This is a genomic window from Brucella grignonensis, from assembly GCF_002252505.1.
Classification (GTDB): Bacteria; Pseudomonadota; Alphaproteobacteria; order Rhizobiales; family Rhizobiaceae; genus Brucella; species Brucella grignonensis.
On sequence record NZ_NNRL01000051.1, the window covers coordinates 1 to 1,523 of the forward strand.

Consider the following 1,523-nt stretch of genomic DNA (forward strand, 5'->3'; position numbering starts at 1 on the left):
ATTCTGGTCACCCTGCGCGGAAAAACCGGCTGGCGTGAGGTCGAGATCGGCCGCGGTTCGTCCGACGCGACCTGCCCGGTCGTGGCGCTCGAAACCTGGCTGAAATTCGCAAAAATCAGCCACGGCGCGCTGTTTCGAAGGGTGACAGGGCAAGGCAAAAAAGTCGGCGCCGAGCGGCTGAAGGATCAGGAAGTGGCACGCCTGGTCAAGCGCGCGGCGCTGGCCGCCGGTGTCCGTGGCGATCTGTCGGAAGGCGAACGGGTACAAAAGTTCGCCGGCCATTCGTTGCGCGCCGGGCTCGCCTCCTCGGCCGAGGTCGACGAGCGCTATGTGCAAAAGCAGCTCGGCCACGCCTCCGCCGAAATGACGCGCAAATACCAGCGTCGGCGCGACCGGTTCCGCGTCAATCTGACCAAGGCAAGTGGACTATAGGGACAAAAAGGTAGGGGCAAAAAGGCCCCCTCCCCTGTCCTGCGAATGCATGCTTTGGCGCACAGCCACGTCACCCAACAACTGTTGGTGTAATCAGTTTCAACGATGGAAAATAGGTACGGTAGCGCCCAACATCGCGGGTGAGCAGCGGCAGCCCGTTCACCGCGGCATGGGCGCCGATGAAGAAGTCGGGCAGCACGCCGGTGCGCGCTCCGCCTGACTTGCGGTACTGCGTAAAGACTTTTCCGGCGAGAAACAGGGCAGCCCGTGGCATCGGAGCAAATTCGAGACCGGCTTCGTCAAGAAACGCGTCCAGATCTTCGATGCGATTATATCGCACCGAAAGCTCGGCATAGACCGTGTCGTTGATCGATAACGGCCCATTGAGGCTTGCCGCCTCAAGCTGAGCGATCGACCAATCCGCCCACTTCGGATCGTTGGTGACAAGGTCGAGCAAAACGTTGGTGTCGACAAGCGTCACGCTTTGCCACGGGTCAGCGCCATGATCGCGTCGGTATCAAGCCCCTTGCCAGCATGGCCACGCAATTTTTCGAAGCGACTCGCGGGCTGCTTCTTGTCCGTACGAGCGAGCATCACGCTGCCATCGGCAGCGCGGCGGAAATCAACCTTGCTGCCCGGAACGATCCCGAGAAGATCGCGGACCGGCTTTGGGATGGTCACCTGTCCCTTGGCTGTGACTGTGGTGGTCATGCTGCACCTCGGTAATACTGGAATTTTAGAAGGTATTACCTTGTGAGCCAGATTTCAATCCGTGAATGGTCAAACGCATCAAACCACGCCCGAGACGCCGCCAAACGATCGTTTATCCGTATCTTCTATGTTTGGAAAAAGGAACGACGGGCGGCTCGGAGGCGCTCCAAATGGCTCTTGAGACGCAAAAACAAGCTTCTCGTCGACCACAGGGCCGCCTGATCGGCTATGCGCGCGTATCCACGGATGAACAAGCGACGGAAGCGCAGGAAATCGAACTGCGCGCCGCCGGCTGCGATGTGATCGTTCAGGAGCATGGCTCGGGGGTATCGCGGGTCCGGCCGGCTCTCAGCAAGCTGCTGCGCGACGTGAGCGCCGGC

4 protein-coding genes are annotated in these 1,523 nt (G+C 60.3%); 2 read left to right on the forward strand and 2 right to left on the reverse strand.

From position 1 onward, the window contains the following. Nucleotides 1–432: tyrosine-type recombinase/integrase (locus tag CEV33_RS00720; RefSeq protein WP_167388076.1), on the forward strand; the 432-nt coding region annotated here is incomplete at its 5' end. Between the two features lie 70 nt (nucleotides 433–502). Here the strand turns inward: CEV33_RS00720 and CEV33_RS00725 are convergent. Together CEV33_RS00725 and CEV33_RS00730 are read right to left on the reverse strand one after the other, a co-directional pair. Continuing rightward, nucleotides 503–913 (reverse strand): type II toxin-antitoxin system VapC family toxin, encoded by a 411-nt coding sequence (locus CEV33_RS00725; protein WP_094538691.1) that lies wholly within the window; start codon nucleotides 911–913, stop codon nucleotides 503–505. Beyond that, nucleotides 910–1,143, reverse strand: a complete 234-nt coding sequence (locus CEV33_RS00730; protein ID WP_094538692.1) for an AbrB/MazE/SpoVT family DNA-binding domain-containing protein — start codon at nucleotides 1,141–1,143, stop codon at nucleotides 910–912. The genes CEV33_RS00725 and CEV33_RS00730 overlap by 4 nt, the downstream gene beginning before the upstream one ends. 170 nt (nucleotides 1,144–1,313) lie before the next feature. On the opposite strand from CEV33_RS00730, the gene CEV33_RS00735 reads away from it, so the two are divergent. Next, nucleotides 1,314–1,523, forward strand: a 210-nt coding sequence (locus CEV33_RS00735) for a recombinase family protein (protein ID WP_167388077.1), incomplete at its 3' end; no start/stop codon positions are given.